Raw genomic sequence first — 20,418 nt, 5'->3', positions numbered from 1 at the left:
AGCAGAGACGGAACCGGGAGCGTTGTCTGGCGACCTTTCTCGTCGTGATCGCACGACGAGAGGAGCTCGAGGTGAGCCTGGCGACGCAGCTTGGTCTGGAGCAGCCGCACGGGGACCTGCTGGTGTCCGCGTGTGCCCGATGGAAGGAGTGGCAGTGCGCGCACCCGGTGCTGGGCGTCTGTGACGAACTCCTGGAGCTACCGGGGTGGGTCAGGCTGGCGACCCCGGATGAGGCGAACGAGGTTCTGCTGGCGTTGGCCGAGCTGGGGGCGGCGGACGGGGGGGACGACCCGGCGGCGACGGCTGCCTTGCTGTGGCTGCTTCTTCCGGGCGCGGTGGGGATCGCCCATGCCTTGATGCCGTTGAGCGAACGGATCGACGAGCTCGTGGCCGCGCAGCTGTGGATCAGTGCCCGCACCGTCAGCTGGGCCAAAGGGATCTGGGTCGCCGCGACGGTCCTGATGAACACGCGTCGGGAGGTGATGACCGACCTGGGGTTGTCGATGGATCCGCGTGCGGCCCGCGCCGAGGTCCCGTCGGCAGACCCCGAACTGCTCATGGCACTTGGTGTCGGCGCGCGCCCGGTCGGTACGTGCGTACCGCAGGGTGCTGCGGCGGCCCACATCGGCGCGCTGCACGAGCTCCTCGAGGACGCCACCGGCGCCGGCGTGGTGGACGAGGACGACTGTCACCTGCTGCTGCGTCTGGCCGAGCACGCCGACACCCCTCGCGGTGGCCGCGGCCGGGGCGGCCTGTTCGCCCGGTCGAGTGCTGCCGACGTGGCCAGGGAATGGAGCGTGTCCCGAGCGACCGTCACCCGGCGGGCCGAGCGGGCGCTGCGGGCACTGCAGGACACCTACGCCAAAACAGTTCGCTCGGCGTGAGACCCAGGACCTCGCTGCCGCGCTTTAGGAGGCGTGATGAACGAACCGGACGCTGGAGCCGATGTTGAGCAGCTGCTGCAGCTGTCGGCGTCCGGCCCACAGGTGCTGGCCGAGCTGGACGACTGTGTCCGCCGTCTGCGGCAGGTGCAGGAGGCCAAGACCGCTCTTGCCCAGCTGCCCACCGAGGACGTGCGACAGGCGATCGCGCGTCGGCACCAGCGCATGGCAGGACCGGGGGGCGAATCGTGAGCGTGGTCAGCGTGGCCGAGCTGCAGCGCGCCTGGCTGGCCGTCAAGGACGGCCGGTTCCGCCCAGGGGGCACGGACCTGCCGCCGCGTCGCATGCACGCACCCCCTGCCAGAGAAGGCGAGGGCGCCCCCTGGAACCCTGGCGCGCCTGTGCTGCCCGTCCTGGGCTGCCACGGGTCGGCCGGGGCCACCACGGTCGCGGTCGCGGTCGCGACCGCGCTGGAGCTCCCGGTGCGGGTGGTCGAGGCCAGTCCGGCCGGAACGAGCGGCCTGACTGGGTTCGCCACCGCCGAGCTGGGGGAGACCGGGTCGGGATGGGTCCGTGGCCACCGTGACCTGCTGGTCCTGGACCGGCTGCTTGACGGGTACGCCTCACCCGACCAGATCCCGGCCCCAGACCCCGACCCGCAGGACGGGCCGGTGCTGCACGTGTTCGACGCCGGATGGCCGATGGGCACTCTGGTGCGGTCCGCCGGCTGGGTCCGCTCGAGCGTGCTGGACGCCGACCGGGTGGTGCTGGTCACCACCGCCACCGTCCCCGGCCTGCGCCGGCTCGAGGGGGTCCTGCACGAGCTCGACCCGCTTCCCGAAGGGGTGGTTGTGGCCGTCCAGGGCCCGAGACGTCGACGTTGGCCCCGCGAGGTGGCCTCCTGCATCGGCCCGCGGACCAGTTCCCTGCTCGAAGAGGGCCTGGTCGAGGTGCCCCACGACCCCGGCCTGGCCGTTCGCGGTCTGGACACCTCACCCTTGCCCGGCGGCGTGCTCAGCGCCGCGACCACGATCGCCCAGCTCTTGCAGCTGGCTGGCAGTTCTATCCACCACCAGAAGGGAAACACCCAGCATGTTCGCTAACGTCTCCGACGCCGGTCTGCAGGCCGCCACGTTCGTCGCCGCCGTCTGCCCGCAGGCGCCCCCGGGCGCGCAGGCGCACGTCGACAACATCCTCGGCTACGTCCTGTGGGGCGTGGGCATCCTGTTCTTCCTCGGCGTCATCATCGCGGTGGCCGCGATCGCCGGCGGACGCATGTTCGGCATGCCGCACGCCAGCACCGGCGGCATCATCGGCCTGGTCATCGTCTTCATCGCCGTGATCGCCTACCTGATCCTGCCGGGGATCCTGGACGCGATGATGGGCACCGGGTGCGTCTGAGATGCCCACGACGACACCGCAGGCGTGGGGGCGGGGCAAGCTGCTGGCCATCCTCGCTGCAGCCCTGGGTGCAGGACTGGTCCTACTGACCGGGCTGGGCCTGTTCATCTGGCAGGTCGTGGCCGAACAGCCTGCCCAGAGGCCGGTCACGCAGGAGAGGGCACCTTCACCGGTCGTGCTGGACGAGGCCACCCTGCCGCAGGAGGGGCCTGCCCGGCGCGAGCAGATCGCGGACGCGCAGATGCTGGCCGTGGACGACCCACGCGCCTACCGCGAGGGGCAGGTGACCACCACGGTCGCCGAACCCCTGGGCGTCCCCTCACCGACGAGGACCGGTCCGGTGGACGTCCCCACCGGCTACCCCCAGACCCCGGAGGGTGCCGTGGCGCAGCTGGCAGCGATCGACGTCGCCGTCATCCAGGCCATGTCGGTCCCGGCCACGCACGAGATCTACCGGTCCTGGTCAACCGGTGATGCCGACCCTGCGGACTGGGTGATGACAGGCAACGTCACCGACTTCCTCACCGCCGCCGGCCAGTCCGGGCAGACCAAGGAGGCCGGCCTGGTCGTGACCGCGACCCCCGCCGCAGGCCAGGTCAAGGGGACCGACGGGCAGGACTGGACGGTGGCGTGCGTCCTCCTGGAGCTGCACGCACGTCTGGTGGAGGAGGCACGCGTCGCCTACGGGCACTGCGAGGCCATGACCTGGACCGGTGACCGCTGGGTGATCGACACGACCCGGCCGGTCTCCTCGGCGCCTTCGACGTGGCCCGGGACCGAGCTGGCCGCCCAGGCCGGGTGGCGGCCCTGGGCCGACAACCACTGAGAGACCAGAAAGGGCCTGACTCATGTTCGGTATCCCGAACCCGTTCGAGTACCTGGCAGGCAAGGCCGTCGGCGAGCTGGCCGCCGACGTCTGGACCTCCATCATGTTGGGGATCTGGGCTGCCGGGCTGTGGTTCCTGCGCACCGTCCTGGGCTTCGTGGACGCCATCCTCACCCCCGACATCACCGCCGCCGGACCCGCCGGGCAGGTGTACCGAACCACCTTCTGGCTGGCCCTGGCCCTGGTCCTCATCCTGGCGATGGCCCAGCTGGGCCTGGCCGCGTGGCGTCGGGACGGCGCAGACCTCGCCCAGGCCGGCATCGGGGTCGCGCAGTTCGTCGTCATCTTCGCCGGCTGGATCGGGTATTGCGTGATGATCCTGGCCGCCGCCCAGGGTCTGACCCGGTCCTTGATGCGGGCCATGTTCGGGGTCGAGCTGTTCGCCCACTGGGAACCCTCCGAGGTCTTCATCATCGCCACCGAGGACGTCACCGACACGCTGCTGGCCACCGTCCTGGGGTTCATGGGCATGTTCTTGTGGCTGGCCGCGATCGGGTTCCTGCTGGTCATGCTGACCCGGGCCGGTGCGCTGCTGGTGCTGGTCGCCACCGGCCCCATCGCCGCGGCAGGCCTGGCCAGCGGGTTCTCACGGTCGTGGTTCTGGAAGTCCTTCCGGTGGTTCCACGCGGCCGCGTTCACCCCGGTCCTGGTCGCTCTGGTGCTCGGCCTAGGCATCTCGTTGACCACCGGCATCGTCGAGGGCGAAGCGACGGGCTGGCCAAGACGATCGGCACGGCGATCCCCGGGGTGTTCCTGATCTGCATCGCCGCGTTCTCTCCGCTCGCCCTGTTCAAGCTCCTGGCTTTCGTGGACCCCGGCACCTCCTCCGGGGCTGCGATGCGCGCCGGGTACGAGGCCCAGGGTGGGTTGCGTGGTCTGGCCGGCCGGGCCGTGGGGACCTCCAACGCCGCCTCGAGCGTGGACAGTCACGGCCGCTCCAGCAGCGAGGTCTCCCAGGAGGGACAGGCCAACCAGCGGGCGGCACAGGCCACGAGCTCGTTGGCCTCCAAGGGCGGGTCTGCCATCGGACCGGTGGCCGGTGGGATCGGCGCCGCGGTCGGGGTCGGGGTCGGGCTGATGGTCTCGGCCGGCACCCGGGGCGCGGCCATCGGCGCGGACGTGTCCAACCAGATGGGTGTCGGGCACAACACGTATGTCCCCGACTTTCAGCCGGCCAGGACAAGTGGCGGCCGCCGGCGGGCCAGCCACCCTGAACAGCGCGGCGAGGAGACCGGCGGTGGCAGCGGTGGCAACGGTGAGGCCGGAGGGGGAGCGGTCCAGGCCCCACCCCCGGCGCAGACCAACCCGAGCACCGGCGCTGGGCCGCTGCCCCCGCCCAGCGGCGCAGGTGCGGCCGGTGCCGCCGGAGGATCCGGCGCCGGAGCGGCCGGAGCGGCCGCAGGAGCGGCGAAGTGATGAGTCCCTGGCCGCTGCAGCTCCGCTTTAGGAAGCGACCGACCGAAACCGCCTGCAGGAGGACCCCACGATGACCGTCTACCGCGACTACACCCGAGCCCGCATCGGCTGGTTCTTCGGCCTCACCGGCCTCCAGCTCGGTCTCCTGGCCGCAGCCGTCCTGCCGGTGGCCTGGTCGATCTCCAAGCAGGACTGGGCCGCGGTGGGCCTGTCCATCCTCCTGTGGGGGTTGCTGTTCGGTGTCGTGGCCGTCCCGGTGCGGGGCCGGTCGATGACCGGGTGGATCACCTCGACCGTGTCCCTGGCTGCGGGGACCCTGGCCGGCTGGACCAGGTTCCGGGCGCGGGCCACCACCGGGCAGGCCAGACCCCAGGAGCAGGAGCAGGCGGACCTGCCGGGGATCCTGGCCAGCGTCGTGATCCACGAGGGCCCACCGACAGGGCACTCCCATCGGCGGGTCGCGTTGATCCAGAACCACTCGACACGGACCTGGGCGGTCACCGCCTCGATCGTCCACCCGGGACTGGGCATGGCCGAGGCCGAGGACCGGGAGGTCTACGGGCAGGGCCTGACCGAGCTGCTCGACGCGGCCGTGCGGGCCGAGCTGGCCTGCGAGGTGATCTTCATGGTCCGCACCGTCCCCGAGGACGGTGCCGAGCGGGCCGACTGGGTCCGGCGCCACCGCACGGGCAACGCCCCAGCCCAGGTCACGGCGATCAACGACGACCTGCACGAGTCGCTGACCGCCGCGACCGTGCGCACCGAGCAGTACGTCACCGTCGTGGTGCCCGAGTCACGGCTGGGCAAGGTGGCCCGGGAGTACGGCGGGGGAGTCAACGGTCGCGCCAGGGCTCTGTACGCAGCGATCGCCGAGGTCGAGTCCCACCTGCGCGGCGGCCTGGGCGTCTCGAGCGTGGAGTGGCTGACCAGCCCCCAGCTGGCCCAGGCGTGCCGGACCGGGTTCGCCCCAGGGGACCGGGCCACCATCATCGACGCCCTCGCGGCATCCCAGACCGACGACGACGTGTGCACCGACGTGCCGTGGGAGATGGCCGGCCCGTCCGGCGCCGACGCCGCCGTGCGGCACTACTCCCACGACGCCTGGAACTCGGTCTCCTCGACGATCAAGCTGCCGGTCAAGGGGGCCGCGATGGGGGCACTGGCCCCGGTCCTGTCGGCACACCAGGACGGGGAGCGGCGCAGCTTCATGGTCTGCTACCCCCTGGTGCCGCCGGGCCGTGCCGACCGACAGTCGGCCAACAGCGAGTTCGGTGCCGACCTGGGGCAGTCGTTGCGGGTCGCAGCACGGATGAAGCAGCGCACCAAGGACGTCGACGAGTCCGAGAAGGTGCGCCGGCTGGAGTCCAAGCTGGCCCGCGGCAACTCCCTGACCGTTCCCTACGCCGTGGCCACGGTCACGGTGCCCAAGACAGTCCGGGCAGCCGAGGCCGGTCGCCGCCTGGACTCCTCGATCCGCCGGGCAGGTTTCGCCCCGCTGCGCCTGGACCTGGCCCACGACGTGGCCTTCGCCGCCTCCGTGGTGCCGATGGGCATCAGCCTGACCCGGAAGGCGGGGTGAAGCATGGGCGCCTCACGCAGTCGAATCCCTCACGGCCGCCGGGCGAGCACCGGCCGGGACGTGGCCCGTCTGCTGGCCGACTTCGGCCACGACGCCCCGCCGGTACCCACCCAAGTGAGGCCAGAGCGGGAGCCGCGGGTGTTCCGGCCCACCAGTCCCAGAGGACCACGGAAGACAGATCGCGGTTGGGCCCCGGCGAGGCGCCGGTGGCGACCTGGCGGATGACCAGTGACCAGGCTCCGGCGTTCTGGCCGTTCATCCCCACCCCCGCGCTGCCCCCGACCGGGGCGCAGATGGGCATCGACGTCTCCTCCGGGGCAGCGTTCCACTGCGACCCCCTCGGTTGGGTGGTCCGGGGCGATGTGCCGATCAGCAACCCGAACATCATGTGCTTCGGCAAGCCCGGGATGGGCAAGTCCGGGACCACCAAGGCGTTCGTCCTGCGGATGATGGACTTCGGGTACCGGGCCCTGATCCTGGGCGACACCAAGGACGAGTACGAGGGGGTGTGCGCCTTCCTGGGGTGCAGCCGATCGCCCTCGGTGCCGGCCTGGGCGCCCGGGTCAACCCCCTGGCCCTCGGCCCGCTGGCCCACGGGTGGGAACGGCTGGACGCCGTGGAGGCCCAGCGTCGCGCCCAGTCCGTGTTCTCCCGCTGGTTGACCCTGATCCGTGCCCTGGTCGGGTCCCAACGGATCGGGGAGAACCTGGTCCCCTTTGGACCCAGCGACGAGGCCGTGGTCCGCACCGCCCTGGCCGACCTGACCGGGTACGCCGCCGGCGCCACCTCGTTGGCCGAGACCACGCTGCCCGGGCTGTGGCACGCCCTGGACAACCCTGCCCCCGAGCTGGTGGCGGGCACCCGGTTCGAGAACGCACGGCAGTTCATGGACTCCACGCGCCTGCTGCGCGACGCCCTGGGTCAGCTGGTCAACGGGGCGCTGGCCGGCATGTTCGACGCGCACACCAACTTCGACATCGACTGGCTCGCGCCGATCCAGTCCCTGTCCCTGTCCCGGCTGCCCCAGGAGGCCGTGGGCATCGCCCTGACGTGTCTGGGCTCCTGGGGCGCCGGCCAACGCGAGGTCGTCTCCAGGACCGACCAGCGCGTGGTCGTCCGTGACGAGGCGTGGCGGCAGCTGCGGCTGGGGCCGGAGGCCGTCAAGGCGTTCGACGCCGACATGCGCCTGTCCCGCGGCTTCGCCGGCCAGGGCGGGGACATCCAGTACGCGGTCGCGCACAAACCCTCTGATCTGCTCTCGGCCGGCGACGAGGGCTCGGTGGCCCAGACCATCGCCAGGGACATGCTGCACCTGGCCGACATCAAGATCCTGCACGGCCAGGGCCCCAAGGTCGCAGGCGAGCTCGACGAGATCCTGGGCCTGGGCCCGCTGGCCGTGCACGCCATCACCACCTGGGCCCGGCAGGAACCGGGCCGGGCCGTGTGGCAGGTGGGGGACCGCATGTACAAGGTGGCCACCGTCCTGCACCCCCTCGAGGCCGCACTGGCCAACACCAACACCGGTATCGAGTCGGCCAGGTGAGGTGAGTGAAAGGCGTCCTGGCCGTGATGGCCGCTCTCGCGTTGCTGCTGGGTTTTCCCCTGGCCACCGCGGTGCTCGTGGCCTCGGTGGCCACGCCCGCGGCGGCGACCGAGCACCGCACCCTGTTCTGCGAGGGGACCCTTCCCGTCACCGGGGACTGGCGGCCACCGTACGAGACCGCCTACACCCAGACCTCGCAGTTCGGACAGCGCTTCCACCCGATCCACCAGGAATGGCGCCTGCACGCCGGGGTCGACCTTGTCTCCCAGCCGGCGGGCGCACCGGTGGTCGCCGCCGCGGCCGGCACGGTCACCGCGGCCGGGTGGACAGGCGGGGGAGGGAACACCGTCACCATCGACCACGGTGGTGGCACCAGCAGCCGCTATCTGCATCTCGCCCACCCCAGTGACCTGTCCGTCGGGGACCGGGTCCACATCGGTCAACGGGTCGGCACCGAGGGTTCCACCGGGGACTCCACCGGTTCACACCTGCACTTCGAGATCCGCCAGGACGGGCAACCGATCGACCCGGTGCCGTTCATGCTCGAGCGCGGTGCCACCCTCAACGGTGTCGCCGTGGCACCCTCCGCACCGCCGGGGGAGGAACCGTTGCCACCGTGGGTGCCTGAACTCCCCGAGGACGGGGAGGGTGGCATCGGGTTCGAGCTGCCCGCACCGGGGGAGCCCCGCCAGGACTCCCTGCACAACCCGTCCCTGCCGATCCCGTCGGGAATCCAGGAGCTGTACGAGCAGGCCGGGTGGGAGTACGGCATCCCGTGGGCCCTGCTGGCAGGGATCGGGATGGCCGAGACTGCCCACGGGGCCAACAGCGGGACCAGCTGGGCGGGTGCGCGGGGCCTCATGCAGTTCATGCCGGCCACCTTCGCCGCCTACGGGGTCGACGGGGACGGGGACGGGCTGGCCGACATCGACAACGATGCCGACTCGGCCCACTCCGCGGCGAACTACCTGACCGCCTCCGGGGTGCACCGAGGCGAGGAGGGGGTGCGTGATGCGCTGTTCGCCTACAACCACGCTGACTGGTACGTCAACGACGTCCTGTACTACGCCCAGCAGTACGGGGGCGGGCTGGTGCTGGGAGACCCGTTGCATTGTGACGGCCAGGGCGGCAACCCCGACCTGCCCCCGGTCAGCAGCGAACGGGTGGCCCAGATGCTGGCGTTCGCGGCCGGACAGGAGGGGGACTCCTACATCCTGGGCGCCGGTGGGCCGAACGCCTGGGACTGCTCCTCACTGACCCAGACCGCGATGGCCCAGATCGGGATCACCGCCCCCCGCACCGCCCAGGCCCAGCGGGACTGGCTGGCGATGGGCAACGGGTTCCGCGTGCCCCTCGACCAGGCCCAACCGGGGGACCTGTTCTTCTTCGACTCCTACCTGGGCCCGCACACCATCGGGCATGTCGGGTTCGTCTGGGACCCGGCCACCTACACCAGCATCGAGGCCGCCAACCCCGCCAAAGGGGTCGGCTTCTTCAGCTACAGCCACGCGTTGGACAACAACATCTTCGAGATCTGGCGCCTGGGCAACATCGACGACAACCCGAAAGCGCCCAGCTGAGTCCCTGGGCCGTCCTCGTCCGCTTCAGGAAACAGAACGACCGTCCGATCGCCGGAGGAGAGTGCGATGCAGCAGGACAGACTCAGGAACCCGCACCCGTGGACCTACGAGATCCCTCTGGCGATCCTGCTGACCCTGGTGCTGATCGCGGTGCTGGGCGTGCATACCGGGCGGGCCGTGGCCAACCTCCTCGCCGGCGGAAGTTGGGGATGGCCCCCCGCCACCGAGCTGTTTCCCAGCCTGCCCGGCCTCCTGCGCGGCGACGCCGGCGCCGGACTGAGCGACCCCGGCGTCGTCGCCGAACCGGGGGCGCTGCGGACCTGGGTGCTCATCACCCAGGCCGTCAACCTCCTCTGCGCTCTGGTCCTGTCCGTGGTGGCCTACCGGCGCTGGGGACCGGGCCGGCTGCGGGGCATGGCCTCCCGGACCGAGGCCGCGTCGCTGCTGGGTCTACCCCGGCTGCGCAGGCACCGGGCCGTCATCCGGCCCGACCTCTACGGAAAGGCCGCACGATGAACCTGCCCAACCCCTTCCAGCGCGGCCGCCGCTTCGACCCTCGGGACGCGGGATGGAACCTTGGACGGTCCACCGCCCCCGCCGGGGTCGACCTGTGGGTGCCGTGGGACCGCACCGCCGGGGTCATCGGACCACAAGGCTCAGGCAAGACCCTGGACCTGCTCACCCCCGCCCTGCTCGACGCACCCGGAGCGGCCCTGGTCACCCTCACCAAACCCGACGACCTGCTCCTGACGTTCACCGCCCGCTCCAGCGACGGGCGTCCCTGCGTCGTGCTCGACCCGTTCGGGCTGGTGCCCGGGCTCCCCGAGCTCGTGTGGGACCCGATCGAGGGGTGCGTGGACGCCGTCGTGGCCGAACGGCGGGCCAAGGCGTTCACCGCCGGCACGATCAAGGGTGCGGTGGCCGAGGGGTACGGGGACCAGGCCGCCCGGTTCTACGCCGCCGAGGCCGCCAAGGTCATCCAGGCCTACTTCCACGCGGCCGCGCTGACCAGCCGCACCCTGGACGACGTGCTGGAGTGGGTCGCCGACCCACGCTCCACCGTCGAACCCGCCGAGATCCTGCGCACCCACCCCCAGGCCGCCCGGTTCTGGCACGGACTGCTGCACGGGGCCCTCCACGGAGACGAACGCACCGCCGGCAACACCGTCACCACCGTGCAGCAGGCCCTGTCGTTGTTCTTCCAGGAACCGATGCGCCAGCGGTGCGTCCCCGGCCCCGGGCGACCGGCCACCGACATCGGGCAGGTGCTCGCCGGTGGCGGCACCATCTACCTGCTCGGCCGGGAGGACCCCTACGCCTCGGCCTCCCCGCTGATGACCGCCCTGGCCGAGCACGTCCTGGACACGGCCCTGGGCATGGCCCAACGGTCCGGCTGGGGCAGGTTGTGCCCGCCCCTGCTCGCCTGCCTGGACGAGCTGCCCTCCACCGCGCCCCTGCCCACCCTGCGCACCCGGATGGCCAACGAACGAGCACTGGGCCTGTCCTTCATCTGGGCCGCGCAGACCCGCGCCCAGCTCGACTCGATCTTCGGCCAGGCCGAAGCCCGCGCCGTGCTCGGCCTCACCAACAACCTCGTCCTGTTCGGCGGCTCCAAGGACGTCGCCTTCAACCAGGAGGTCTCCGACCTCGTCGGCAAGGTCCGCGTCGGCCGGGCCACATGGAACACCGGACACCGCGGCGGACGCACCTACTCGGCCGAAGACATCCCCGTCCTGACCGGATCAGAGATACGGCAGATCAAAGACCGGCACGCCCTGGTCATCTCCGAGAACGGCAAACCGGTCATGGCCCGCCTGGCCCGCTGCATCGACGGCAAACCCGGCAGGCGACTCCTGGCCGACCAGGCCACGCTCCGGGCCCAGATCGGGGGCCACCAGCGCGCCACCATCAGCCCGCAGGCCCGCGCCACCGCCGCCCTGGCCGCAGCCCGTCAGCACGGCCTCATCACAGCGGAGTACGACCGGTGAGCACCACCCACCAAGCAGGAGAACAGGGACGGGGACCTTACCCGCTGGCCAGGCCCTTCCCCGCCCCCGGCCCGTTGATCGTCCACGCCTACCGGGAACTCGACATCGCCCTCAACGGGGACGACGCGGCACGCAAGGCCGTCGGCCACCCCAGCAAGCTGCCCCGCCCCTGGGACCCCGGAACCATCCAGGACCCACCCATGCGGACCGAGCTGTGGGAATGGCTCGAAGCCGTCGTCGAATGGGTCAACAGCGAGCACGTCTGGGACCCCTCCTACCTCGTCCCGCCGTGCTGGCCCGCTCACCCCCACCTGGTCCACGAGATCGCCGTCCTGGCCGACCAGCGCCGCAAGGCCGGCCAGGCCATCGCCAGCGACGCCCTCGAGGAATGGCACCGCTACGCACTGCCCGCCTTCTTCGACCGCCGCAAGACCCGACTACGCACAGCCTGCGACAGCCGCCACCACGACTGGCCAGCCCGCCCCGCCCACGTCCGCTTCCAGGACGCCCACGAGCACCGGGCCCGGCACTACACCGGCGACGTCGACCACCGCCGCCAGTTGCTGCAACCCCCAGACCAGACCCAGCAGATCCCACGCCTGCACGTCGTCGACGGCCACCGGGTCGACCCCCTTACCGGTGAGGTGCACTAGGTGACAGGGTCATCGACTAGAAGAGCGCCGGGTGGATCACCTGGACTCCCGACCGGCGGCAGATGGGCATGTCCAGCAAGACGTCTCAGCTTCTGGCGGGACCCGCATCCAAGCGATGGTTGCTAGAATGATGGAAACCCTCGAGGCGAAAGCGCCCGAGGGTTTCTTTATGACCCACACCATCACCGGCATCCTGTACCACCGGCCCGCTTCTGCGGTCCGCGGGAACGCGATCCTGCCCCTGAACTGTCTGCGAGACCTTCACCCTGACCTGTACGAGCTGCACACCGCCAAGCACGCCGCGGCCCCTGCAGTGCTGGACCAGGTCGTGGCACCGTTGGGCTGCAGCTGGGGCGATGTCGTGTTCTTCTCACCCGTCCACCCAAGGCCGCTGCTCGCCGCGCTGCGCCACTCCGGCAGAACCGTGCCCGAGCAGGAACCCTGGGTGCTGCCCGCCGGCCGACTCGATCCGGACAGGACCGTCATCAGGTTGATGCGCGCCGGCGCCGCTGGCCACCACGCCGACCCTCCCGACGCGGACGACTACCTACCGTTCACCACTGCCAGCCTGCGCGCGGTCAACCGAGTCACGGTCCAGGCCGTGCGACGGCTCCGGACCCTCCAACCCGACGATCCCTGGCTTCCGTGGGTTGATGTTCCCCATGTCCTGTACCGCGGACCCGTCCCGCTCACGTGGTTCGATGGCCGCCCAACCTGAGCCGCGACGGACAAACCACCCGCGGCAGATGAGTGCGCTTGGGGGCCTCAGAGCTCCGGCTGTGGCCGGCCCCGTTCTGACCTTCCCTGGTAGCGCTTCCGGTAGGCGCGGTTGAGCACGCCACCGCAAGCATGGACGAACTTCGATGTGGGCCTACCCTGGTGTCATGGCACACCTTCAGCAGTCGATGGTTTCGAGGGTCGACGAGTGCTGCGCCGGGGCGGACTGCGAGCTGATGGCCAAGGAGCAAGCTGAGGACCTCGCGGGCGTGCTGCGGGCCCTGGCTGACCCGACGCGCGTGCGCCTGCTGCAGTACCTGGCCGAGTCCGAGTCCGGCACGGCGTGCGCCTGCCACCTGCCGCACGCGTTGGGCATTACGCAGCCGACGCTGTCCCACCACCTACGGAAGTTGCACGGCGCGGGGCTGGTGGAGCGGGAGCGGCGTGGCCGTTGGGTGCACTACACGGTCCGCCCCGAGGCGCTGTCACAGGTGCGGGCCTTCCTGGAGCTTCCGATGCGCGGCGAGGCTGAGCGTTGCTGCTGAGGGTGAGTTCCGCCCGGCCCGTTCAGTCGGTCGTCACCGGTTGACCGAGCGACTCGATGAGGGCGGTGACGCGCTGGCGGATCTGGTCGCGGATAATGCGCACACCGTCGACGCCCTGCCCGGCCGGGTCCTCGAGTTCCCAATCCTCGTAGCGCTTGCCGGGGTAGATGGGGCAGGTGTCACCGCAACCCATGGTGATGACGACATCGGAGGCGCGGACGGCGGCGTCGCTGAGCAGTTTGGGTTTCTCAGCGGACATGTCGATGCCCTCCTCGGCCATGGCCTGCACCGCGGCGGGGTTGACCTGGTCGGTCGGGGCGGAGCCGGCCGAGAGCACCTCGATCCGGCCGCCGGAGAGGTGCTGCAAGTAGGCAGCGGCCATCTGGGACCGGCCGGCGTTGTGGACGCAGACGAACAGGACGGTGGGCTTGTCGGACATGGTTCAGCCTTTCGGTAGGGGTGAGGAGGGGTGGTGGGAGAAGGCCCGGTCGACGGCTTGGCGGGCCCATTGGCCGACGCCGATCAGGGTGCCTGAGGCGAGGCCGGACCAGTCGCCGTAGCCGACGAAGGCAAGGCTGGGATCACTGTCGGCATGGGGGCCGTCCATCTTGGGCAGGCCGTCGACGCGGCGGAGCGCCAGCGGGGCCAGGTGGCTGAGCACGGGGCGGAAGCCGGTGCACCAGATGACGGTGTCGACCCGGCGGGTGGTGCCGTCGGCCCAGGTGATGCCGTCGGTGGTGAACCGCTCGAACATCGGCACGCGTCGCAGGCGCCCGGCGTCGCGGGCGGCGCGCACTGGGGGCACCGCGACGATGTCACCCAGGCCGCCGACGCCCTCACCCTGGCCGCGGGCGCGGAGGGTCGCGACCCGGAAGAGCTCGCGGCCGTCGACCCCGTCGGGCAGAAAGCGCGGCGGGTGGGTGGTGCACCAGGTGACGTCGGCGTAGCCGGCCAGGTCGGCCGCAATCTGGGCGCCGGAGTTGCCGCCGCCGACCACGACGACGCGTTGCCCGGCATGGCGCAGCGGTGAGCGGTACTGCGCGGAGTGCATCTGCACGCCGGAGAAGGTCCCGGCTCCGGGGTAGGTGGGGACGAACGGGCGGGACCGCGTCCCGGTGGCGTTGATGACGACCTCGGCGTGCCAGGTGCCTGCGAGGTGAGCACCCGATAACCGTCGCCAGACCTGTCCACGGCGGTAACCCGCGTCCCGCGGCGCACCGGGATGTCGTAGCGCTCCTCGTAGCGGGTGAGGTAGTCGATCACGTGGCCGGCGTCGGGGTAGCCCTCACCGGCGGTGGCCGGCATGCGCCAGCCAGGCAGGGAGGAATAGGCGGCCGGCGAGAACAGCCGCAGCGAGTCCCAGGTATGCAGCCAGGCGCCGCCGGGGCGTTGCTGGTCGTCCAGCACGACGTGCTTGATCCCGCGCCGGCGCAGGTAGAAGGCAGTCGCCAGACCAGCCTGGCCGCCACCGACGACCAGCGCCCGCACCGGGCGGGCTCGATGGTCGGTCATGCCCCGGATCGTAGGCCCAGCTGCTCACCGAGACTGGCCACCCGGGCGGCGATGTCGTCGCGCACCAGACGCATGCGCTCCATACCCTCGATCCCACGGCGGGAGGGCTCGTCGGTCACCCACCGCTGCACCGGAGTGCTCGACGGATCCAGCTCGACCTCCTCACCCAGCAGCACCACCAAGTCTGCCTGGTCCACCAACTGCGCGTCCACGGGCTTGGGGTGCTCACCTTCCGTGCTGGCCCCGACCTCCGCAAGGGCGGCCACCGACTCGGCGTTCAACGCACTCCCCGGGCGGGTCCCGGCCGAAAACACGCGGACCGCGTCGGCGTAGCGCTGCCGCATGAGCGTGGCGGCCATCTGTGACTTACCCCCGTTCTTGACGCAGACGAACAGGACGGTGGGGACGTCGGTCACGGGCACAGAGCCTCTCGGGTCAGGGTGTGGGGCGGGGTCAGAGGGCGAGGTCACGCAGCAGCGTGGTCACGCGGGCCTGCAGCTCGTCGCGGATGTCGCGCACGACCTCGATCGGCTGGCCGGCCGGGTCTGCCACGTCCCAGTCCTCGTAGCGCTTGCCGGGGAGCACGGGGCAGGAGTCCCCGCAGCCCATGGTCACGATGACGTCGGCGGCCCGGACGACGTCGTCGGAGAGCGGCTTGGGGAACACCTCGCGCAGGTCGATGCCACGCTCGGCGAGGGCCTCCACCACGACCGAGTTGATCTCGCCGGTGGGTGCCGAGCCGGCCGAGCGGACGTGCACCCGGCCCGGCGCCAGGTGCGCGGCGAGGGCGGCGGCCATCTGGGAGCGACCGGCGTTGTGGACACACACGAACAGCAGCTCAGGGACGGTCTTGACGATCCGGCCGTCCGCCTGCCCAGCTGCGGTGAGCCGCTGCCGCGCCAGGCGGGAGGTCAGGACCGGCAGGTAGGTGGGGATGCGCGAGACGGCGGCCAGCTCCGACCAGGAGGCCTCGACCACTTCTCGCACCTCCTCCGCGGTGAAGGTGCCATCAAGGGCGTAGGAGAGGTCCTCGATGATCTTCGGCACGGCCTCGTGGCGTGGCCCGCGTTGGGCGGGGGCGTCAGGCGTGGGAACGGACATCGGTCGGGACCTCCGGGTGCGAGAAGCGGTCACGCAGCGCGAGCGAGACGTAGACAAGCCCGACCAGGATCGGGACCTCGATGAGCGGGCCGACCACAGCGGCGACCGCCTCCCCGGAGGTGATGCCGAAGGTGGCGATCGCGACCGCGATGGCGAGCTCGAAGTTGTTGCCGGCCGCGGTGAACGCCAGGGTGGTGGTGCGCTCGTACGACATCCCCAGGCCCTTGCCGAGGGCGAACCCGATGCCCCACATCAGGCCGAAGTAGAGCAGCAGCGGCACCGCCATGCGGGCCACGTCCAGCGGCTGGGAGGTGATCCGGTCCCCCTGCAGCGCGAACAGCAGCACGATCGTAAAGAGCAGCCCGCGCAGCGCCCAGGGGCTGACCGCGGGGAGGAACCGCTCCTCGTACCAGGCGCGGCCCCTGGCCTTCTCGCCCCAGACGCGGGACAGGAAGCCGGCCAGCAGCGGGATGCCCAGGAAGATCAGGACCGACCTCGCGATCTGCCACGCCGAGACGTCCAGCACGGCCTGGTCCAGGCCGAGCCAGCCGGGCAGGACCGAGAGGTAGAACCAGCCCAAACCGGCGAAGGCGATGACCTGGAAGACCGAGTTGAGCGCGACCAGCACCGCGGCCGCCTCCCGGTCACCGCAAGCCAGGTCGTTCCAGATGATGACCATCGCGATGCACCGGGCCAGACCGACGATGATCAGGCCGGTGCGGTACTCGGGCAGGTCGGCCAGGAAGATCCAAGCCAGGGCGAACATCAGAGCCGGACCGAGCACCCAGTTCAGCACCAGCGAACTGAGGAGCAGGCGCCGGTCGCCGACGACGGTGTCGAGCCGGTCGTAGCGCACCTTGGCCAGCACTGGGTACATCATGACGAGCAGGCCGAGGGCGATAGGAAGGGAGATCCCGTCGATCTCCACCGCCCCCAGCCAGGCGTCCAGGCCGGGCACGAGCCGGCCCAGGAGAAGCCCGGCGACCATCGCCGCACCGATCCACACGGGGAGGTACTTGTCGGTGGTGGACAGGTGCGCGGCGGGGGCCGCGACAGCCGGCTGCGTGGCGGGTGCGCCGTGACTCATGCCGATCCGATCTATAGACGAACGTCGATGCGAACATCGTGGCGGCCGCATCGACAGTTGTCAATCCGGTCAGCGGCGCCGTGCCTGACAGCACCCCGGACGACCAGTTGCGAGTGCGGCTCGATTAGGAGGCTGGGGCCAGCGCGTGCCGGAGCGACTCCAGGGCGGCGGGTACAGCGGCGTACCAGATGTTGGTGCCATGCCGTTCGCTGGTGACCAGGCCGGACTCGCGCAGGATCTTGAGGTGATGGCTGACGGTGGACTGGCTCTTGCCGACCGGCTCGACCAGGTCGCACGCGCACACCGCTCCGTCGCTGCTGGTGGCGAGCAGGTTGAGGAGGCGTAGCCGGACCGGATCGCCGAGCGCGGCGAACCGACGAGCCAGCTCGCTCGCTTCCGTTGGGGGGAGCCCCGAACCAAGATGAGCACGCCCCCGCAGCAGTCTGCCAGCCATAGGGTTGATCGGTGTCCTCCATCCGGCCCGTCGACCCGCGCCCGCGGACGCGCCTGAGGCGACACGTCGCCGCCCTCGTTGCCAGACTGGCCGACCTGGGTGGTGACCCACACGCCTCCCACGACGAACGACTCCGAGCCGGAACCCTCATCCTCGCCTCCGTCCTCATCGCCCTGCTCTCAACGGTTTGGGTGAGCACCTACCTCGCGTTCGGCCTACCCAGGTCAGCCGCGATCCCGGCGCTGTACCAGGCCCTGACCGTGACGGGGCTGGTCGTTCTGGTCCGCACACGACGGTTCGGCCTGTTCCGCACGCGCCAGCTGCTCGCGATGCTGGTCCTGCCCGGGCTGCTCCAGGCATCCCTCGGTGGCTTCGTCGCCTCCAGCGGCATGGTCCTCTGGGCACTGTTCGTGCCCCTCGCGGCGCTCGCGCTCCTGGGCGTGCGGCACTCCGTGGCCTGGCTGCTAGCGTTCCTGGCAGAGTTGACGGTCCTGGCGGCGCTCGATCCCGTCCTCAGACAGAACCCGGCGGACCTACCGAGCGGCATCGTGATCTGGTTCTTCGTCCTCAACGTCCTGGGGCTCACCCTCAGCGCCTACGCGATGCTCGGCTACCTACTTCGTCGAGCAGAGAGCTCTGGCCCACCAGGCACTGGAGGCCGAGCGTGAGCGATCAGAACGGCTGCTCCTCAACGTGCTGCCGCAACCGATCGCCGCCCGCCTCAAGCAGGAGACTGACGTCATCGCCGAGCGCCACGAGAGCGTAAGCGTGCTCTTCGCCGACCTGGTCGACTTCACCGAGCACGCGATGGCCATGCCGGCCGAAGACCTCGTGGCCCTGCTGGACCGCATCTTCACCGCCTTCGACCACCGCGCCGGCACCGAGCACCTGGAGAAGATCAAGACGATCGGCGACGCCTACATGCTCGCCGGCGGGGTGCCGGAGGCGCGATCCGGACACGCCCAGGCTGTCGCCCGGACCGCGCTGGGCATGCGGGAGGACGTCGCCAGCATCGCTTCCGCCACGGGACAGACCTGGTTGGCCCTGCGGATCGGCATCGACACCGGCCCCGCGGTGGGCGGCGTGATCGGGCGAAGCAAGTTCAGCTACGACCTGTGGGGTGACACCGTCAACACGGCCAGCCGCATGCAGGCCCACGCGCTGCCGGGCCAGATCCACATCACGGCTCGTCTTGCGGCAGCTCTCGGAGACGGCTTCGTCATCCGCCCCAGGGGAAGGACGACGGTGAAGAGCAAAGGCGTCATGGACACTTTCCTGCTCGAGGCGGAGCGCCACGGGGTCCTCGGCGATACAAGGGCGAGTCAGCCTTGGAGAGGCTAGCGGACAAAGCGGTCCTTGACGGCGAGACGGCGAAAGGCGGCATAGGAAGGCGTTGTAGCGCTGAGATCTGGACGTGAGGAACGTCCTCCTGATGCGCTTGTCGGGCTTGGTATCCCATCGCCTTCAGGAGGACGTTCAATGTCTAACCGTAGTGGTGTCTCACGTGGTGACCGGAACCGGAACGCCCGGTTGGCCCGGCTCAGGGAAGCGGTCCCAGTAGGTCACGCGGTCGTGGGGATCGACCTGGGCGACCGCAAGCAGATGGTCGTGGTGTGCGACCACGACTCCCGCGTCCTGGCCCGGCGCACCTTCCGGTGCAAGGCCTGGGACCTCGGCTCCGCGCTGGACTGGGCGGCCGGCCACGCCGCCCGGTACGGGTTTGCCGGGGTCACGGTGGGCTGCGAGCCGACCGGGCACCGGTGGCGGATCCTGGGCCAGCTCGCGGCCGACCGGGGCATGAGCTTCGTGTGCGTGCAACCGACGATCTCTTCGTGGGCGCGGAAGTCCGAGGACCTGACCTTCGACAAGGCCGACGACAAGGACGCTGTCCTGATCGCCCGGCTGGTCGGACAGCTGCGTTGCTACCTGCCCGAGCCGGTCGATGAGACCTGGGGCCGGCTGCGGCACCTGGCACCCGCCGCGAACAACTTCTCGAGGAGCACGTGGCCTGCCTGCAGCAGCTGCGTGACCTGCTCGAGTGCGTCTGGCCAGCGGTGCTGGCCGCCGCGGCGCAGCCGTTCAAGTCCACCACCTGGGTCGCCGCTCTCACCGTGATCCTGCGCCGCGACGGCGGTGACCTGGACCGTACCCGCCGCCTGGGCGCGGCCCGGTTCGAACGCCTCGTGCGCACCGAGATGACCCGCCGCGGGAAGGTGCGGCCGTGCCTGCGGATCGTGCGCAAGGTCTACGCCGCCCTGGCCGACCGCGCCGGCGTCCTGGATCACCGGGCCGGTGCGCTGGAGCGGGCTGAGTGGGTGCTGAGCGACTGGGACACCGCCCGGGCCCAGCAGGCCGACGTGGAGACCCGCATGGTCACCGTGCTCGACGAGCTGGAGCTCACCGAGCTCGTCACCACCATCCCCGGCCTGTCCGCGGTCGGTGCCGCGGCGATCCTGGCCGAGACCGGCGACCTATCCCGGTTCACCTCCGCCCGGGCCGTGGTCAAGCACGCCGGCCTCGCCCCACGGGAGCGGATGTCCGGCACGTTCACCGGCAAGGCCCGCCTGACCGGCGCCGGCCGCCCTGGCCTACGCACCGCGGCGTGGCGGGCGGTATGGGGCTGCCTGCAGACGAACAAGGTCTACGCCGCCCGCTACCGGCACCTGACCACCCGCGAGAAGAACAAGCTGAAGCCGACCCAAGCCCAGACCATCATCGCCGCCGCGATCCTGCGCCAACTGCACGCCGTCGTCGTCCACCGCCAGGCCTGGGACCCGGCCCTGGCCACCAGCACCACCAAGACCCAGGGGCCGCTCGTGGCCGCCTGACCCCCCACACATCGCGCGAGGCGTTCGCGCGTCACCAGCAGGGCCGGGGCGAGCCTTCCGCGGCATTGAGAACCACCACCGGTATCTCGACGGTCATCAAGGGCCGCCCCGGCCCGTCGTCACCGAACCCGATCACACGCTGTCGAGACACCAAGCTCCATTACCGCTATGCAGGGACGACGACGGGCCACGGGCACCCGACCCCTTGACGTAAAACGCCTCACGCTGATGACCGGACGCCTCTTGG

24 protein-coding genes and 1 pseudogene are annotated in these 20,418 nt (G+C 70.9%); 19 read left to right on the top strand and 6 right to left on the bottom strand.

Annotated elements, in window-relative coordinates; translation table 11 throughout:
- Positions 1-71: 71 nt before the first annotated feature.
- The 15 genes from BJF81_RS04655 to BJF81_RS04585 all read left to right on the top strand — a co-directional run bounded on the left by BJF81_RS04655 (position 72) and on the right by BJF81_RS04585 (position 13,189).
- The gene (locus BJF81_RS04655; protein WP_075957346.1) at positions 72-884 is read left to right on the top strand and encodes a hypothetical protein; all 813 of its coding nucleotides are present in this window, start codon (positions 72-74) and stop codon (positions 882-884) included.
- Positions 885-920: 36 nt separating this feature from the next.
- Positions 921-1,133: a hypothetical protein gene (locus BJF81_RS04650; protein ID WP_143780672.1), complete on the top strand. Its 213-nt coding sequence runs from the start codon at positions 921-923 to the stop codon at positions 1,131-1,133.
- Positions 1,130-1,984, top strand: coding sequence for a hypothetical protein (locus BJF81_RS04645; RefSeq protein ID WP_075957344.1), 855 nt, complete (start codon positions 1,130-1,132; stop codon positions 1,982-1,984). Before BJF81_RS04650 ends, BJF81_RS04645 begins: the two co-directional genes overlap by 4 nt.
- Positions 1,974-2,282 (top strand): hypothetical protein, encoded by a 309-nt coding sequence (locus BJF81_RS04640; RefSeq protein WP_075957343.1) that lies wholly within the window; start codon positions 1,974-1,976, stop codon positions 2,280-2,282. Before BJF81_RS04645 ends, BJF81_RS04640 begins: the two co-directional genes overlap by 11 nt.
- 1 nt (position 2,283) lies before the next feature.
- Positions 2,284-3,108, top strand: a complete 825-nt coding sequence (locus BJF81_RS04635) for a hypothetical protein (RefSeq protein WP_075957342.1) — start codon at positions 2,284-2,286, stop codon at positions 3,106-3,108.
- Between the two features lie 22 nt (positions 3,109-3,130).
- Positions 3,131-3,925 (top strand): hypothetical protein, encoded by a 795-nt coding sequence (locus BJF81_RS04630; protein ID WP_075957341.1) that lies wholly within the window; start codon positions 3,131-3,133, stop codon positions 3,923-3,925.
- On the top strand, positions 3,916-4,584 hold the full coding sequence (locus tag BJF81_RS04625; RefSeq protein WP_075957340.1) for a hypothetical protein: 669 nt from the start codon (positions 3,916-3,918) through the stop codon (positions 4,582-4,584). Before BJF81_RS04630 ends, BJF81_RS04625 begins: the two co-directional genes overlap by 10 nt.
- A 70-nt stretch (positions 4,585-4,654) precedes the next feature.
- Positions 4,655-6,163, top strand: a complete 1,509-nt coding sequence (locus tag BJF81_RS04620) for an SCO6880 family protein (RefSeq protein WP_075957339.1) — start codon at positions 4,655-4,657, stop codon at positions 6,161-6,163.
- Between the two features lie 523 nt (positions 6,164-6,686).
- Complete coding sequence (locus BJF81_RS04615) at positions 6,687-7,706, top strand: hypothetical protein (RefSeq protein WP_202817426.1); 1,020 nt, start codon at positions 6,687-6,689, stop codon at positions 7,704-7,706.
- Between the two features lie 5 nt (positions 7,707-7,711).
- Positions 7,712-9,286, top strand: a complete 1,575-nt coding sequence (locus tag BJF81_RS04610) for a peptidoglycan DD-metalloendopeptidase family protein (protein WP_075957338.1) — start codon at positions 7,712-7,714, stop codon at positions 9,284-9,286.
- A 66-nt stretch (positions 9,287-9,352) separates the two neighbouring features.
- Positions 9,353-9,802, top strand: coding sequence for a hypothetical protein (locus BJF81_RS04605; RefSeq protein WP_075957337.1), 450 nt, complete (start codon positions 9,353-9,355; stop codon positions 9,800-9,802).
- On the top strand, positions 9,799-11,274 hold the full coding sequence (locus tag BJF81_RS04600; protein ID WP_075957336.1) for a type IV secretory system conjugative DNA transfer family protein: 1,476 nt from the start codon (positions 9,799-9,801) through the stop codon (positions 11,272-11,274). The genes BJF81_RS04605 and BJF81_RS04600 overlap by 4 nt, the downstream gene beginning before the upstream one ends.
- Positions 11,271-11,927 (top strand): hypothetical protein, encoded by a 657-nt coding sequence (locus BJF81_RS04595; RefSeq protein WP_075957335.1) that lies wholly within the window; start codon positions 11,271-11,273, stop codon positions 11,925-11,927. The genes BJF81_RS04600 and BJF81_RS04595 overlap by 4 nt, the downstream gene beginning before the upstream one ends.
- Before the next feature lie 169 nt (positions 11,928-12,096).
- A complete protein-coding gene (locus BJF81_RS04590; protein WP_143780671.1) occupies positions 12,097-12,645 on the top strand; it encodes a hypothetical protein in 549 nt (182 codons plus the stop codon).
- 166 nt (positions 12,646-12,811) lie between these two features.
- Positions 12,812-13,189, top strand: coding sequence for an ArsR/SmtB family transcription factor (locus BJF81_RS04585; protein ID WP_075957613.1), 378 nt, complete (start codon positions 12,812-12,814; stop codon positions 13,187-13,189).
- Between the two features lie 22 nt (positions 13,190-13,211).
- Here the strand turns inward: BJF81_RS04585 and BJF81_RS04580 are convergent, their stop codons facing one another.
- The 6 genes and pseudogenes from BJF81_RS04580 to BJF81_RS04555 all read right to left on the bottom strand — a co-directional run bounded on the left by BJF81_RS04580 (position 13,212) and on the right by BJF81_RS04555 (position 17,343).
- Complete coding sequence (locus BJF81_RS04580; RefSeq protein WP_075957333.1) at positions 13,212-13,628, bottom strand: arsenate reductase ArsC; 417 nt, start codon at positions 13,626-13,628, stop codon at positions 13,212-13,214.
- Between the two features lie 3 nt (positions 13,629-13,631).
- Positions 13,632-14,701 (bottom strand): annotated as a pseudogene (locus tag BJF81_RS04575) (ArsO family NAD(P)H-dependent flavin-containing monooxygenase).
- On the bottom strand, positions 14,698-15,117 hold the full coding sequence (locus tag BJF81_RS04570; protein WP_075957612.1) for an arsenate-mycothiol transferase ArsC: 420 nt from the start codon (positions 15,115-15,117) through the stop codon (positions 14,698-14,700). The pseudogene BJF81_RS04575 and the gene BJF81_RS04570 overlap by 4 nt, the downstream one beginning before the upstream one ends.
- Before the next feature lie 37 nt (positions 15,118-15,154).
- Complete coding sequence (locus BJF81_RS04565; RefSeq protein WP_237770023.1) at positions 15,155-15,748, bottom strand: arsenate reductase/protein-tyrosine-phosphatase family protein; 594 nt, start codon at positions 15,746-15,748, stop codon at positions 15,155-15,157.
- A 34-nt stretch (positions 15,749-15,782) separates the two neighbouring features.
- Complete coding sequence (arsB, locus tag BJF81_RS04560; RefSeq protein WP_075957331.1) at positions 15,783-16,889, bottom strand: ACR3 family arsenite efflux transporter; 1,107 nt, start codon at positions 16,887-16,889, stop codon at positions 15,783-15,785.
- 124 nt (positions 16,890-17,013) lie between these two features.
- Positions 17,014-17,343: an ArsR/SmtB family transcription factor gene (locus BJF81_RS04555; protein ID WP_075957330.1), complete on the bottom strand. Its 330-nt coding sequence runs from the start codon at positions 17,341-17,343 to the stop codon at positions 17,014-17,016.
- 191 nt (positions 17,344-17,534) lie between these two features.
- Here BJF81_RS04555 and BJF81_RS04550 point away from each other — a divergent pair, with 191 nt between their 5' ends.
- The 4 genes from BJF81_RS04550 to BJF81_RS04535 all read left to right on the top strand — a co-directional run bounded on the left by BJF81_RS04550 (position 17,535) and on the right by BJF81_RS04535 (position 20,171).
- Complete coding sequence (locus BJF81_RS04550) at positions 17,535-18,011, top strand: hypothetical protein (protein WP_143780670.1); 477 nt, start codon at positions 17,535-17,537, stop codon at positions 18,009-18,011.
- Positions 18,012-18,036: 25 nt separating this feature from the next.
- Positions 18,037-18,684, top strand: a complete 648-nt coding sequence (locus BJF81_RS04545; protein ID WP_075957328.1) for an adenylate/guanylate cyclase domain-containing protein — start codon at positions 18,037-18,039, stop codon at positions 18,682-18,684.
- Between the two features lie 231 nt (positions 18,685-18,915).
- Complete coding sequence (locus tag BJF81_RS04540; RefSeq protein WP_075957327.1) at positions 18,916-19,458, top strand: IS110 family transposase; 543 nt, start codon at positions 18,916-18,918, stop codon at positions 19,456-19,458.
- A complete protein-coding gene (locus BJF81_RS04535; RefSeq protein WP_158068612.1) occupies positions 19,347-20,171 on the top strand; it encodes a transposase in 825 nt (274 codons plus the stop codon). Before BJF81_RS04540 ends, BJF81_RS04535 begins: the two co-directional genes overlap by 112 nt.
- Positions 20,172-20,418: the final 247 nt, after the last annotated feature.

Source organism: Ornithinimicrobium sp. CNJ-824, assembly GCF_001942405.1.
Taxonomy (GTDB): Bacteria; Actinomycetota; Actinomycetes; order Actinomycetales; family Dermatophilaceae; genus Ornithinicoccus; species Ornithinicoccus kibberensis.
This window is presented reverse-complemented; position numbering and strand designations above follow the sequence as displayed.